We start from the raw sequence: 1,978 nt of genomic DNA on the forward strand, positions 1-1,978 counted from the left end.
ATCTTGACGTATTCAGCCGGTTCCGGCTCGGCGACGGTCACAGCGTCGGCGGCGCGGGCGCCCGAAACTGCGATGAGGGCCGCAGCTGAGCCGAGAAGAAGGCTCTTGATGTTCATTTTCTGACCTCCAGTCAAAAGTTAAAAAACGGGTCTGGGTATTTTTTGCTGAAGGACAGCGTTCCCTGCCCCATCCCCACTACCGAAAAAGATGCGCACCGCGCCGCTCCTTCGAACGTGACCTTTACCCAGGCGGCGGCGGCGTTCAACCACGATCGTATCGGCGAAAGCCCGATCCAGACGCTATCCCCGGATGTTGTTGCACAAATGACACGATTTGGCCTCACTCCGAAAGCTCTCGTTAACCATCGAGGCCCGCGAGACGCTCGAATCCAGGCGAATCCGGCGATCGGCCGGCTGAATTGCGGCGTCCCGGCGAGTCGCTCTGTCCGGTTCTTGCCGCAGAATCGCCTTGCGAAGGGAAGCTTGTTGCGCACAGCGCAGGGGAGGATGGCGGAGAGGATGGGATTCGAACCCACGAGAAGCTTTTGACCTCTACTCCCTTAGCAGGGGAGCGCCTTCGACCACTCGGCCACCTCTCCGTCGCGCCGCTGGATAAAGAAAAGCGTGGGCACAATCAACAAGCCGGCGCCATAATCGCCGAAAAATCGTTAGGCCGGCAACTTGGGAAAGCGGTGGAGCATCGGCATCGCATCGGCCCAGACGTGGCGAATCGTGACTTATGCGGCCTTTTCTAGCCAGCAGAGGCGCCTTCATTGGAGCGCCCTCGTAGACCGGAAACCGTACTCGCAATCACCCGGCAGACGCCCCTCGTTCCGCCGCACGGGGGCGAAAAAGTGCGCAATAACAAGGCATTGCCCATAATTCCGATCGAAAGTCCGCATCGCTTCCATCCGATTCTGACTGGAGGTCAGAAAATGAACATCAAGAGCCTTCTTCTCGGCTCAGCTGCGGCCCTGATCGCAGTTTCGGGCGCCCGCGCCGCCGACGCGGTGACCGTCGCCGAGCCGGAACCGGCTGAATACGTCAAGATCTGCGACGTGTACGGCTCGGGCTACTTCTACATCCCCGGCACCGAGACCTGCCTTCGCATCGGCGGTTATGTCCGTTACGACATCGGCGTCGGCGACGTCGGCTCGTTCGACGGTGCGACGTCCGCTGATGTCGAGGACGGCGACAGCAACGACACCTTCTACAAGAATGCCCGCTTCACGCTGAAGACCTGGACCGGCCAGGAGACCGAGCTCGGCACGTTGAAGACCTACACCGAGACCCGCTGGAACTTCGGCAACCGCAACGCCGATCTTGGTGACCCGACCAATGACGATTATGGCCCCAATGCGGCCTTCAACAAGGGCACGTCGCTGAACTTCGCCTGGATCCAGCTCGGTGGCCTGCGCGTCGGTAAGGACGAATCGGCCTTCAACACGTTCATCGGTTATGCCGGCAACGTCATCCAGGATACGCTGGTTCCCTACGGTGATTTCGACACCAACGTCGTCCAGTACTACTTCGACGCCGGCAACGGCTTCTCGGCCGTGATCTCGCTCGAAGAAGGCGCGGGCGGCGGCACGGACGGTTCCTACGGCGTGGGCACGATCGACAGCTACGTTCCGCATGTCGTCGGCGGCGTGAAGTGGACGCAGGGCTGGGGTGCCATCACCGGCGTTATCGCTTACGACAGCAACTACGAAGAAGTCGCCGGGAAGGTTCGTTTGGACGTGAACGTCAACGACGCCATCTCGCTGTTCATCATGGGCGGCTATGGCTCCGATGACAACCTGTCGGATCCGACCTATGCCTTCGCAGCTGGCGGTCGCGGCTTCTACAAGCAGTGGGACGAAAACTGGGCAGTGTGGGGCGGTGGCACCTACAAGTTCAACGAGAAGACCTCGTTCAACGCTCAGATCTCGTATGACGAAGGTGAGAACCTCGGCATCGCCGCCAACATCGCCTACGAC

1 protein-coding gene and 1 tRNA gene are annotated in these 1,978 nt (G+C 60.4%); one reads left to right on the plus strand and one right to left on the minus strand.

The genetic code is table 11. The features are described 5' to 3' along the window. Positions 1-507 precede the first annotated feature (507 nt). Positions 508-598 (minus strand) — tRNA-Ser (locus EOA27_RS34055). A 336-nt stretch (positions 599-934) separates the two neighbouring features. Here EOA27_RS34055 and EOA27_RS34060 point away from each other — a divergent pair. Continuing rightward, the coding region (locus tag EOA27_RS34060; RefSeq protein ID WP_145970743.1) for a porin at positions 935-1,978 on the plus strand (1,044 nt) is incomplete at its 3' end.

Origin of the sequence: Mesorhizobium sp. M2A.F.Ca.ET.037.01.1.1, from assembly GCF_003998075.1 — a bacterium.
Taxonomy (GTDB): Bacteria; Pseudomonadota; Alphaproteobacteria; order Rhizobiales; family Rhizobiaceae; genus Mesorhizobium.